This window comes from Labrys sp. ALF-8 (assembly GCF_059699065.1).
On sequence record NZ_AP048539.1, the window covers coordinates 1 to 12,734 of the forward strand.

Below are 12,734 nucleotides of genomic sequence, written 5' to 3' on the forward strand. Positions count from 1 at the left end.
TATGGCCCTTGTGGCCTGGACGTACGATCGGCATCTCGATGGGTGTCTCGGCTTTGCGGTTTATCGACAGGATCTGGGTGCTGGGACGGAGGCGCCGTTGCCAGCCCTGGCCCGGTTCAAGGCCACGCAGAACCAGAAAGATGCGACGACTGCAGACGCTCCGGTTCAGAAGTTCTGGTGGAAGGATTTGGGTGTCAGGCGGGGAGCGCATGTTCGCTACCGCATTGTTCCGCTTGGTGGGGCACCAGGGTCACTTAAGCCGCTCCCGGGTGTTCAGCCGCTCCTCTCCAATTCCGTCACCGTCACGGCGGATCGAGGTCTGTTCAAGGCCTATTTCAACCGTGGCATCGTTGCGACGCAGGCGGTGACCCGCGCTCTCGGCGACAAACCGGACGTTGCTCTGCTGAAACGCCGGATTGCCGATCCCGCCGACAGCATCCGCAAAGGCCTAGAGGGCGAGCTTTTTACGGGTGTCACCTCGCTGCTCGACGAGGCCGATGCGCATGGTTCATCAGTCCTTGCGGCTCTGTACGAGCTGAACGACCCGAAAGGTCTGGAGGTGAGACTGGGTGCAAAAGACCACGGCAACCCCGCCTCGCGCAAAGTGATTCTTGGCAACGAGCGCGATACGAAAACGGGGGCTGAGGACGTTGACACTGATAATCGCCAAGCCTTGAAAGCCGCTGGGGTCGACGTGACAGACCGGATACTAGGGAAGAATGCGATCCCCCATAACAAATTCATGGTGCTGCAGGAGGGCAATGCGGGCGCCGCCGTCCTGACCGGTTCCACCAACTGGACGGCGAGTGGACTTTGTACCCAGACGAACAATGCCTTGGTGATCCGATCAAAGCGGGTTGCGGCGCTCTACATCAACTATTGGAACGCTCTCCAAAAGGATATCAAGGACGCCGCGGGCGCTCAGAAGGACCTGCAGGGCGCCGACTTCCGCCGCACAAATCACGCCGGCAACGCGAGGCTGCTGCAAACGCCGATCGAACTCGAGGACGGCAGCGCACATCTCGAGATCATGTTCTCCCCGAACACGAACCACCAGCTGGCGAGCCCGCCACGCGAGAAGCCGAACGATATGGGGCGGTTGTTCGATCTGGTCGCGGCCGCCAAGCAGGCGGTGCTTTTTCTCGCCTTCGATCCTGGCAACAATTCGATCCTGGACGCCGCTGGCGCGGCGCTTCGAAATAATCCGAGCTTGTTCGTCCGCGGCGCGCTGACCAGCCCCGCGCGCGCTGTGAATTTCACCGATGCTCTTCACGGCAAGGGCGACCAGCAGCCGGACGACAAAGGATTCACGGTCGGCGTCGTCGGAGAGCCGGCGGGACCCAAAAAAGCGGTGGGCAAACGCGGCGGCGAGCCGGATTACCGCGCCATCCCGGCAGGACGCATCACCCCCGACGACGCCTTCGGCGCCTGGGAAGCCGAGATCTACAATGCCGGCTTCGCCATCATCCACAACAAGGTCCTTGTCATCGACCCGTTCAGCGACGAGTGCGTGGTCATTACCGGGTCACACAATCTCGGCTTCCGCGCCTCCCACAACAACGACGAGAACATGGTCATCATTCACGGCCACCGACCGCTGGCAGAGGCCTACGCCTGCCACGTGCTCGATCTCTACGATCACTACGCATGGCGCTATTGGCTGCAGAAATTCCCCGACAAGTTCGGTAAGCCGCTCGATGAGAACGATCGATGGCAGGAGCGCTACATCGCACCGGACGGTGTGAAATCGCCGGAGTTGCGTTTCTGGCTGAGCGCCGAGGCGAGCGCCGCCTAGTGGATAATATCGAAGCCAGGGCGGCTGATGGTGGGCGACTCAATCATGCTGATGCGACTGCGGGCGGCAGCATACGCCTTACGTTGCATCCTGACCGATAGACCGTACATTGGAAGCTGACGGCGCGAAGAACTTCATCATCGTCCGGCGAAGGTCTCGGTCGGCACGGACTGGAAATTGCGAAGCGACCGTGAGCGCGGCAAAGGCAACCGCGGCGAATGACTGCAGGTCGTGCAAGTTCTCCGGATGCAAGCTCCTTTACAGCGGTTGTAGCCTGCGGGCTAAGGACTGACGCGACACAATCCCGGGCGCCAGCGATCCTCAACCAGATTGGACTACAATTGACCCACTGATTTTCGATGGGTCGCCCGCATTCGTCATGATGACCGTCCGGAGGGAAGCGGGCTGCGGAGTTCGGGAAGCGATCGAGCTCTATTCGGATCGCTATTGCATTCTACGAGAGGAGCATCCCGAGAAATTTAAGCTCCCGCATGAAAAGCATTGGGAAGGATTTCACAACTGACTTTTGGGGTGAGAGGATGCGAAATTCAGTTTCCGCAGTTCAGGCATGCCGCACCGCCGAGTAAACCATGGAATTGATTCGCTTCGATTGTAATGTTCAGCGTCACGCCTTGGTCATGGAACTGAGAGGAGACTGCGGTTCGTACCTTCTATCTCGGTTAATCAGAGAGTGTGAACGTTGGCATGTCGTTTTACCAGGAGCTGGCAGAACATATCGGCCATCGCGTGCATCGTTGTGGCAGGTGGAGCTGTGTGCATGGAGCGTCCGTATGCTCAGAGTGCGGGTGGTGAACCGCCTCCGTCAGCATTTGTGGTCCATGGCTAGGAGTTCCAAGGGAAGGGTAGGCCTGGAGATTTCACCTGGATGATTGGCAAGCCGGCGTATCGCGGCACGCTATTTGTGTTCAACGACAATGAGGAGCAATTCCTTGCTCACCAGGCCGATGGCAATGATCCATTCGGTTGTACGGCTGGCGACGGAAACGGAGCAATGCGGCCGTACCAATGTGAGGATCCGCCTAGAGCCGTGGGAATTCCGACTGGCGATTGAAACGGCGGCTATCCGTCGCTCACACTTCATGCGAAAGCAGTTATCGATCGGGCACTTGCGAAAGTGAAAGCTGTGGCGCTGCAAAGCCATGCGAGCGCCATAGCTTATAATAGTACCAGCCCAGACGGCACCATCGGTCACGGAATCTTTTCGCCTGGGAGTGATGTGTTGGCATACATCACCGTAGGCTTAAAAAACTGCGAGGCGGGGGTGAATTAGTTCGTGAAGGCTTGTGTGAGTGCTTTTTAACGTGAGCCAGAGTGCGATTTGTAAAGAAATGAACAATATAACATAGAAAATTTTCCCACAAAGTTTGCATATGCATCCGTTGTTGCTAGGTCTTCCAGTAAATGTGGCTGATCGCCAACAATCCTTTAAGGTTTGAAAATTAAATGCACAAATTTCTATATTAATATCTATGTGTATAGCAGGACTCAATGAAATATACATTTGGAATTTCGATTAACGTCGATGTCACGCCCACCATGTCGTGATGATAGCGCATAACGTCATGGGGGAATAACATGTTTAGTTCGGGGAGAGTCACAAATATTTTCGCGGCGGCAATATTAATATCGGTCATTGCCGTGAGTTATGTCTCGGCGCAAGGAGCTCTTACGGTTGGAATGATTCAGAGTGCACTGACAGATGCACTGAGTAGTCTCAGAGAAGGCATGAAGGAAGCAACTTACGATGCGCAATCAGTAGGTAATTCGTTTCAGGCTAACGCCCAGAATGTTCTGAGTGACATGAATAAGATGTTTAAGGACAATGTCAATCTGACATTCGATAAGCTTACCGACCAACAGCGACAGCTAGTGCAAAATGCTCAGCAACTCATTGCACTGACAAAGGAAGCGACTGATGAAGTTACAAAGAAGAACTTCGATCGTGCTCGCGTCCTGATGATCCAGGGCGATATTGTCGCGTACAACGCAAGCTACTCGCTGCCTTGTCGCTCGGCTACGCCGAGGGTCATGATGATTGAGCCGGAAACACTGGACCAAGGTGCTGACACCGCTGTTGTCAAAGTCAGTGGCAATTTCCTGATGCAGGGTAAGGACCTTAAGGTCATAGTCGGCAAGGATGAAGCGCCGATCCTTCAGAGGGCCGACACTCAGATTAGCTTTTCAGTTCCTCAAAACACCCTGGACGCCGCGAAAAGCAAACAGATCACAGCGACAGCCCGCATTGATGGCCTTGTTAAAATCAATCGCAGGGTCGGTCTGCTATTTGGATGTAAGGAAAAAAGCGAGGCATTGGCTAGCTCCCCGTCGGTGCAGTTTTTTGTCAATCCACCGATCTCGTATAGAGTTTCGGGTACGTTGGTGACCACTCATCTCACCACAGCAGTGGTGAAAGATCTAAATGGCTCTTTCGCCAATACCGGCGGCGATCACTGTGACGATTCCTACGCCGTGAACCAAAATTTCTGCCTGATCAATAAAACAGGGACCTTTGACCATATTGATATTACTGGTCAAAGTGCCAATTGCGGGAGCAGCATTGGCCCCGTCAATCCGTCTGGTGATCACTGCGTCTTTGTCGGAGGTCACGTGCAAGGTTGCGGGGCCAACAGAGGGCCCTTCAATACTTGGCTTGGCTGCAAAGGGCGCGGCTGGGTAAAATATTCCTATCAGCTTTGGAGGAAGGACACCGTTCGGGAGGAAGCGAGCAGAACGGAGATTTCAAAAGAGGGCATTCCTGGCGAGAGCCAATTTGCGTTCGCCTTTCCAATCGCAAAGGAGGAGCCTCAATACCAGTTCAGTGTGGTGGTGGAAAAGCTTCGCGGTGACCGTATTCTGGAGCGCGCCACCTTAACGGATGCCGCGGCGGTTCACGGCACTTGGCGGGCGGATGTAAAGGACGGCCAATTGTCAGTCTCGGTCCAATGAAGCTGCGACATTAGTCTCTGGATGTCGTGGGTCTATATAGCTGGAGATTGGGGAAGTCCGGAGTCTGGGCTCCCCCTTTTTTGAATTCAACTGGTTCGTCCAGCATCGGCGAGGAAGAGATCTTGAGGGCAATATGACCAAGTCGAATCTAACTAAGCTCTTCCAGGCGATTGCGTTGGTCGGCTTCGCCATCGCCCTCAATGCCCTTCTGATAGGGCAGGGCGGCAAGGCGTTACTCAGCCAGCCCATTCTTGGTGAGGACCGGATTACACAGGCGTTCTTCGCCATTTATGTGGTCTCGGCCTTGCTGATCCTGATGTCGATTGTTGGAATCTGGCATTCCCTTCGCTTCGGTCGCAGGTGGCACGAGCGCATGCCAGTCGTGTGGCTGGAAGGTGTGGATACCTCACGCTTCGATGCGAGGATCTATCAGGCCGTGATCATCGTGCTGCTCGTGGTCGCGCCGGCGGTCGGCCTGCTCAAATTCGAGGATACCCTGCAGGACGGCAAACTATGCGTGACCGATACCGGCAAGGTGCAGTTGGTCAAAGATATGTGGCAGTTGCCCAACGCGGCCGGCCCGGGCCAACAGGTCCGCCTGTTGGCGGACCGCCCTAAAATCGATGGCAAGGAAGTGTGCGCCGGCGGCGCACAAGTTTGGCCAGTCGAGCAGTTCACCTGGCTCTTGCGCCTGCAGAAGCTCGCTATTGGCCTAGTGATCCTGTTCCTGGCAAGCTTGCTGCGAGGACCGTTCCTGACCGGGCCTCAGGAGGACGTTTCTGGGCCAGCGCCAGTCAACACCTGATAATGGCTTCCTTCAGGCGGCGTGGAGTTCCCATTCGTCAGGCTGGCCGGCTACCGGATCGGCCGTCCATTCAAATTTCTTGTTGCCTAGGAGGCCGACCGGGAGCGGCACTTTGGCGAGCGCGTTGTGGACCGTATAGGTTTCGAATTTACCATTGCTAAGCCGTTCTCCCGCGCATCCGAGCACGGCGCTGACATGAGCATATTCGGGCTGAAGGAATGGCGTTGTCGGTACGTCCGCGCCGTTCCGGTTTTCGATCGAGAAGCGGAGCGAGGTATACTCACCGCCGATAAATTTACCGCTGCTCCGATCGACTTTGAAGGCCCGGGGCTCAACGGGGTATACCGCCTCGCCCCCGAATGGAAACCCGTGATGCCTTCTACGAGCGGCTGCGGCGTGGCGACACGCTGGCTGCGATGGAAGATCTCGACGGTTCGGCTGGTGGCACGAATATCGACCTGCTCGCGGATCAGGACATGAGGTACCGAATAGAAGAAGCCGTCGAACTCGACATGGTAGTCGAGCGAGACACGGGCCAGGCGCCATTCGACGAACTGGTAGTCGGCCTCGGGCAAGGCGGCGAGTGCCGGCCGCTCGATCGTCTCGAACAGATGCCGGCCGCTGACGCCAAGCCTGCGCTTGACATGGGCGTTGATACGGTCGACCGCCATCGCGATGGCTGCGTTCGCCTCGGTCAAAGAGAAGAAGGTCTGCTTGCGCAGGCGCCCGAGAATATAGCTTTGGGCAAAGCGCACGCCGGCTTCGATCTTGGCCTTGTCGCGCGGTTTGCGTGGGCGGGCCGGCAGGATGCCGACGCCAGAGTGGGAAGCCATCATGCCGTAGGAACGGTTGATCTCTGGATCGTAGAACGAGGCCTTGTTGACGCCTGACTTCAGATTGTCGGGCACCACAAGCCGCGGCACACCGCCGAAGAAGCGGAACATGCGCGCATGGGCCCCGATCCAGTCTGGCAAGGCCGGTGTCCAGCTCTCGTAATCAGGTCACTACGATCGAGCTCAGGGTTGTTCCGGGCTCGGTATTAAAGGACGCAGGGTAGTCGAGGCCTGGCTCAAACAGGCAGAGGGCGTGCGAGCAGAGGGTGACGTTCCGCCTGGGCGAACGGCTTAGGTGCGAAGCCGGCCCGCATGACGGGACTGCCGCATGGGCTCCTGGCCCGAAGGCGGAGATCCTCAGGAGTTATCTGTGCACCGCCAATAGAGCCTGCCCGTACACAGGGACAGAGGGACCACTCGGCGACCGGTTGTCTGCGAGCTTTCCCCGGCGAGCGGCGCCGGCGCCAATTCAATCGAGAGGAAGGAGAGGGGAGCCAACGGTGTCGATATGCGCCTGGTTGAAGGCGTCAACTGCATCGTCCCGGATGGTGAGCACCTTGCCAGAGGGCGCGCCGGCGATTCCGGGCATGTGCCGCCGCTCTATAATGCCACGTGCTTCCATCACCTTTGCCAGCAACTCGGTTTGAGAACCGTTCGAGCCCACGCCACGCGCCAGATTCGTCGCAGTCGGACGATTGCCCATGGTGACCTCGGCCGAGATCATATTGACGAAGGCGATCTGGCGATATCTGGCCGCGCCGGTGTCACCTTCGAACCGGGATTTGTGAATCATCCGCGACAGTACGAGGAGATCGGCCTTGGTGGGAGCGATTTCCGGCGGCTGCAGATCCAAGGGCTTGGCTTTCTTCCCCTCGAGCGTGGCAAGATAGGAGACCACGCACTGGCCGATCACGACCGGGATCCGTTCACCCAACTCCTGCGCGATTTCGACGAGCTTTGCGTGTTCTTCCCGGGGGAGGAAGAGTTTCGTCTCGACGAATCCTTCTTCCAGGGACTTCGCCCTCCACTCTTCCCGCCACTTCGCGTATTTGGACTTCGACTTCATTTTCTCGGTATGCGGTCTTTCATGGCGTTGAACAGAATCAGGTTCGGGTGGGGCAGGTCGGTAAACGCCCATAGCCCGGCCCGGGCCTGTTTCGCGGTTGCCTCTGCGACAAGGTAGGGCATGTAGACAGGTTTTGCCTCATTTGTAAAAGCCGCAAAGGCAAAGCCTCTTGAAACCAATATGGTTCCCAGGTCCAGCGAGTTATTGCCAATATGCGCCGAACATATGACCAAAATCTCCGGTATCCGGGAGTTTGGTGCAAGTGGAAGCTGCGCGACAGCCGAACATGTAGGCTTCGTATCGCGAACCAAAGCAGCAAGCATCGCTAACGAGACTGTACCGCAGTCCTGTTTATTCCCGACCTTGTCCGTGTAATACGTCCCGCGGAGGCAAGACTGTATTCCATAAAGCCGCATTATTTGCGTGCCCTGTTGCCAGGAATCTCCCGTCAGGAAACGAACGCCACTTTGAGGAATCGGAAAAACTGGCGCCGCAGAGCCGTTGGGGGCGGATTGTTGCTGTCCATATACAGGATTATTGACCCAACAAAGGGCGAGCGAGAGCGCGAGCAGAATAGATTTCACGAGCGACGTTCCTTGAGGAAAATTAATGTGGGAATGAGGCCGATGCAGGCCACGGCCGCCGCTGCCAGCCAGCCGAATGGATAGGGAAGCCTAGCCCGCCTTCAAGCAGCCAGCTGAAAGCAATTGCTGAAGGCTCGGGTTTTAGTATCAACTCGGCCCCTCGAAAAACTCCACCTGAACGATTGTACTTCAAGCGCCCCAGGGAGCGTCTTGGCCGCACAGAGCAATTGAGCATGCGAGTCACGGTGGAAACGATCAACCATTTCCGTGAGTGGTGCGCGCAAAATCGCTTCACTGCAGTCGACGGCTTCACCCATATCGTAAGCCAACTGGAATTGAAGGCTACGGATTAGGGCAGTGGCCGTCCTCAGCCCTACTGCACCGGTACAACAATCGAGCATTTTTGCTCTGTATTGCTTTTTCTCGCGGCCGCGCGACAGGATCGCAGGGCGTCGACATTGGCATTCAGCAGGCGTGAGGTCGCCCAGAGCTCATTGGATCCTGCTGGGTTGTCCACCTGCATCAAGCTCGCGCCCGCTTGCCAGCGATCGACAATCCCCATCGCGAGCGCGGCCAGATAGCTGCCGCCTGGCGCGAAAGCTCCGAGCAACGGGAACAGCACCAACCCAGCCGCCAGACCTGCCGCGAGCGTCCAGAGCAGCGCTCGCCTTTGCGCGTGCCGGGTACGCGTGGTTCCAACGATCTCTGCCAGCTGCCGCCGCTCGCGTCCCAGATCCTCGCTTTCGTCCCGCAAGGCTCGGGCTGCTTCTCCAACGAGTCCGGCACCGGCCCTGCTCATCGCCTGCGCATGCTGCTCGGGCGTCAATTTCAGCGCCGGCTGTTGCTCGATGCCGGCAAGCCGCTTCTCGACGGTGCCAAGCGTCTGCTTGATGGCACTGAGGGAAGGCGTGTAGTCCGGCCTTATCATGCTCTCCAGCACCGGCAGCAGCCCTTCCAGGGCGGAGCGCATCCCTCCGACCTCGGTCCTCAACCTTTCGAAGGCAAGCGTGGCGCTATCCTCCTCCTGCTCGATCGGTACCAGATCCCGAGCCTTGTCGTCCGCCATGCCGTCTTCCTCCGTCATCTCGATAGATCCTGTCCACGTTGCCGCTCGCCACGCTCAAGGGCGCGCTCGAGCGCTTGTCCGGGCTGCTCCTGGCGCAGGGCGCGGCCGAGGGTGCTGTTGTGGGTAATGCCGAGATCCTGCTGCTTGTCCCGCAGCACGGCCTCGACGGGAGCATCGCGCTTGATCTCGCCGGCGATGGCCCGCATGCCGCTCTCAACCTCTTGGCGCTCCTCACGCTGCTGCCAGCCTTTCAGTTTGCCGTGCTCCTGCTCGAGCTTGTTCCAGCGTGCCACCAGGCGCTCGGCCCTGACATTGGGATCAAGCTGGGCCTGGCGCTCACGCTCCATGCCGGCGAGCAGCTGTTCGGCCCGCTCGTCTCCTCGCATTTGCGCCAACGCGGAACGGGTCTGGGCGTCATGCTGCAGGGCAGAGGTCAATTCCTGCGTTCCGCCCGGCCGAACCGCCTCCAGCGCCGCGCCAGCCTTCCGCAGCGCGATTTCCTGGTGCTCGACCACCGGCAGGCCCTGGTCCTTCATGCGGGCGACATCGACAAAGGCCCGCGCCAGGTCTTCCGTCGCGCGCAGCAAGCGGCCATGCTCGTCGTTCTCGGCAAAAGCAGGGCCTCTTTCCGGTCGCGCTTGTGCATTCTCTGCCCCTTGCCGCGCCCGGTCCTGTGAGGGCGTTGGTCTGTCAGCCCCGGCATTGAGCTTCAGGCCGGAGAACATGCCCTGCCGCCTTGCCGGCCTTTGCGGGCCAGGCTCCTCGGTCTCGCGGGGCAGGGCAGGGGGCTGCGCCTCGTGCTCTTGCCGCGCCGGGCGAGAATCCCCGCGCTGCGACGGAGTGGCATCCTCGCGCAAGCGCTCGCCGCCCGGCCGCGCCTGCGCCGGGATTTCCAGGGCCAGCTTCTCCTGCATCCGGCCTTGCTCCGGACGCTCGATCTCGCTGCGCAGGCCCAGCTGCTCGGCGATGCCGCGCCGCTCGGCATAGCCGGCGGTGTAGTCGAGCGTGGTCTCCTTCGAGCCGTCCCGGCTCAGCCGCGCCGCCAGCGCCGGCATGCCGCCCTTGAACTCGTCCTGGCCAGCGTAGAGCCTGGCCTCGTCGCGATGACGTGTCATCGCCACATAGGTCAGATGCCGGTCCATGGTGCTCGAGGCCAGCACGAAGCCGCGATCCACCGTGGCGCCCTGCGTCTTATGGATCGTCGTCGCATAGCCATGGTCAAAGGATTGGTAAGTTTTGGGATCTATCGTCACCTGACGGGCCCCTTTAGATCCATGCGCCCCGCCGTCGAGCCGAATGCGTATCGAGTGCGGCTCGACGGCCTCCACCTCTCCCAGCATGCCATTCTTCACCCCGAGATCGCGGTTGTTCTCCAGGAACACAAAGCGGTCGCCCGCCGCAAAGCTGCGCTCTCCGTCCCTGGTCTCATAGATCTGCTCCCGGCCAAGACCCGCCTTGTCTTGCTCGCCGGTCTCCCGCCCCCCTTTGGCCAGCTCGCCGCGCGCCTGGCGGGCAGCGCGAATATCCTCGTTCAAAGCCCGGACATCGACCCGCCGATGCGCCATGGCCAGACGCGTGCCCTCCGGACGACGCTCGAGGTCCGCCATGTAGTCGCGCACGATCTCGGCCCGGGCCGCCTCGCGGGTTTCCTTCAGCGAGACCGCGCCGCGCTCGGCATAGGTTGAGAGCGCTTCGCCTGTGCGATGTCGGGCAAAATCCCGTGAGGCACCGCGCTGCCAGTCCTCGCGCTGACGGCGCACCTCCGAGAGTTCGGCAAAGCCGATGCGCTCGGCGATCGCCCGAAACGGAGCGCCGGCGCCGATCGCCTGCAACTGCTCATGGTCACCGACCAGCACCAGCTTGGCGCCCGACCTCTCCGCCTCGCCGACAAAATGCGCGAGCTGGCGCGAACCCACCATGCCGGCTTCGTCGATCACCAGCACGTCCCTGGGACCGAGCCCGCCACGCCCGGCCTGCCAGCTGTGCTCATAGGAGGCGAGGGTACGGCTGGCGATGCCGGAAGACTCCTCCAGCCCCTCCGCCGCCTTGCCGGCGAGGGCAGCGCCCCGGACCGTATAGCCCCGCGCTTCCCAAGCCTCGCGCGCCGCCGCCAGCATGGTGCTCTTGCCGGCGCCCGCCAGGCCCACCACCGCCGCGATCCGCTCGCCCCCGGTGACATGCTCGACCGCTTGCCTTTGCTCATCGCTCAACCGCGCCGAGGCGATCTCAACCTCGCCGGCGGATCGCGACATCGTGCCTGCCTCAATCTGTCGCTTCACATGCGCGCGTACGCCCGTGCGGATCGCCCAGTCATGGCGCTCCAGCGCAGCCTCGACATGACGCGACTGCACGCCATGGCTGGAGGCCTCCGCCATGCGGCCAGCGTCTTGCACCAGGCCGCGTTCGAGGTTGATCATTTCCTGGGTCGAATAGCGGGCCGGCGAGATCTCGCCATACCGATCGACGCGCTCGGCCTGCAGCTCCACTAGGGCAGGGGACGCCATTACCTTGGCGAAGGCATTCTGGAAGGCTTCGGGCTCATCGATATAGCGATGCAGCGCGCGGGCGACATCGCGCCGATCGAACACGCTCTTCTCCCCGGTGATCAGCGTCAGCACCTGTTCCGGCTTTTGCCGGATCAGCTCGGCATTGCGCCTGGCCGCCTCGGCATCGAGACGCGCACGCGAGACATCAAGGCCGCGCCGCTCCATCTGCGTGGCATGCACGCCCATATGCTCGGTCGGCTCGATCTCCAGCCCGCGCTCCTGATGCGAGCGATGATCGATGGTAAGATCCAATCCCGCCGCGGCGAGACGCTCATTGGCGATCTCTTCCCAGGACTGCCGCAGTTCGCGAAGCTGCATCGGCGGTGTCGGCTGGCCCTGCGCCAACAGCCATTTGTTCTCGCGCTCCAGCAGCGTCTTCTCGCCAAGTCCGTCTCGGCCCACAGCGCGAACCGTCATCATCACATGGGCATGATGATTGCGGATATCGGTCTCGCCATGGGGAGAGTGAATGGCGAAGTCGACCGCCGCGCCATAGCGATCCGCGAGGGCCTGGGCGAAGTCGCGCGTGGCCTGCAATCGTTGCTCGGCCGTCAGCTCATGCGGCAGGGCGATCTCGAACTCGCGGGCCACGCGCGCGTCCTTGCGTTTCTCGGCCCGCTCGGCCGCGTTCCACAGCGCCGATCGATGCTTGGCCCAATCGGCTTCCACGCCGGCGGGCAGGATGATCTCGGCATGCTCCACGCCCTCGCGCCGGGTGAAGTCGTGCGTCAGGCCATCCCGTTCATTGGTCAGGCATTCGCCGGCGCGATAGGCCGCCGCCGCCACGGCGCTGCGGCCGGAGGCCCGGCTGATCGGCTTCATGCTCAGATGATAGATCGGCAAATCGAGACTTCCGCTTCCGATCTCACGGTAGCGCGCCTTGAGTTGCAAAGCAACTCGTAAGTGCGCCCTTAATCTCCTTTCGCTTCGCTTTGTTCGATTATCGGTATCTTCCTACGACATGAGACGTATCATAACTTCAACACGGTAAAAACAATTGGCATTTCCCTGGTGTAAAACTCACCAGAGAACCAATCTCAAGCCTCGACAATCGGATATCTTTGACCTAATG

At 60.0% G+C, this 12,734-nt stretch carries 7 protein-coding genes and 1 pseudogene; 3 read left to right on the forward strand and 5 right to left on the reverse strand.

Annotated features, from left to right (window positions below):
• The first annotated feature begins 1 nt into the window (after position 1).
• From AC6H34_RS29745 to AC6H34_RS29755, 3 genes are all read left to right on the forward strand, one after another.
• A complete protein-coding gene (locus tag AC6H34_RS29745; protein ID WP_497541296.1) occupies positions 2-1,795 on the forward strand; it encodes a phospholipase D-like domain-containing protein in 1,794 nt (597 codons plus the stop codon).
• Between the two features lie 1,746 nt (positions 1,796-3,541).
• Positions 3,542-4,762: a hypothetical protein gene (locus tag AC6H34_RS29750; protein ID WP_497541297.1), complete on the forward strand. Its 1,221-nt coding sequence runs from the start codon at positions 3,542-3,544 to the stop codon at positions 4,760-4,762.
• Positions 4,763-4,895: 133 nt separating this feature from the next.
• Positions 4,896-5,567 carry a hypothetical protein gene (locus AC6H34_RS29755; RefSeq protein ID WP_497541298.1) on the forward strand — a complete coding sequence of 224 codons (672 nt, stop codon included), beginning with the start codon at positions 4,896-4,898 and terminating at the stop codon, positions 5,565-5,567.
• Positions 5,568-5,956: 389 nt separating this feature from the next.
• Here AC6H34_RS29755 and AC6H34_RS29760 read toward each other — a convergent pair.
• The 5 genes and pseudogenes from AC6H34_RS29760 to traA all read right to left on the reverse strand — a co-directional run.
• A pseudogene (locus AC6H34_RS29760) lies at positions 5,957-6,556 on the reverse strand (Mu transposase domain-containing protein); the annotation flags it as partial.
• A gap of 313 nt (positions 6,557-6,869) precedes the next feature.
• Positions 6,870-7,538: a hypothetical protein gene (locus AC6H34_RS29765; RefSeq protein ID WP_497541299.1), complete on the reverse strand. Its 669-nt coding sequence runs from the start codon at positions 7,536-7,538 to the stop codon at positions 6,870-6,872.
• Entirely contained in the window at positions 7,463-8,050 is a 588-nt protein-coding gene (locus tag AC6H34_RS29770) for a thermonuclease family protein (RefSeq protein WP_497541300.1), read from the reverse strand. The genes AC6H34_RS29765 and AC6H34_RS29770 overlap by 76 nt, the downstream gene beginning before the upstream one ends.
• Before the next feature lie 373 nt (positions 8,051-8,423).
• The gene (locus AC6H34_RS29775; protein ID WP_497541301.1) at positions 8,424-9,116 is read right to left on the reverse strand and encodes a DUF6118 family protein; all 693 of its coding nucleotides are present in this window, start codon (positions 9,114-9,116) and stop codon (positions 8,424-8,426) included.
• Positions 9,117-9,130: 14 nt separating this feature from the next.
• The gene (gene traA, locus AC6H34_RS29780) at positions 9,131-12,505 is read right to left on the reverse strand and encodes a Ti-type conjugative transfer relaxase TraA (RefSeq protein WP_497541302.1); all 3,375 of its coding nucleotides are present in this window, start codon (positions 12,503-12,505) and stop codon (positions 9,131-9,133) included.
• Positions 12,506-12,734 lie beyond the last annotated feature (229 nt).